Annotated in this window: 1 pseudogene; it reads right to left on the bottom strand. The window is 38.2% G+C overall.

From position 1 onward, the window contains the following. Positions 1-217 (bottom strand): annotated as a pseudogene (locus AJ932_RS00005) (hypothetical protein); the annotation flags it as partial.

The following is a 217-nucleotide window of genomic DNA, read 5'->3' as shown; positions in this document are numbered from 1 at the left end:
GCCTTGAGGAGGAGTTAGGGCTGCTAGTTTGGCATGTAGTATTAAAGTATCATTAAAAAGTTGAGCTCTTTCTTCACTCCAATCATTAGGTGTATCGGTTCCATAACCTTGCAGCATACCATTTTTATACCCTCCCCTATAACGATCAAATTCCCTTCTGCTTTCATAAGTAGAATCTATATCCCTTGGATCTTTTATTTTGCCCTCAACTATATCA

This window comes from Campylobacter sp. BCW_6873, assembly GCF_001762365.1.
Lineage (GTDB): Bacteria > Campylobacterota > Campylobacteria > Campylobacterales > Campylobacteraceae > Campylobacter_D > Campylobacter_D jejuni.
Note: the sequence above shows the minus strand (reverse complement) of the source record. Positions and strands in the feature narration are given on the sequence as shown.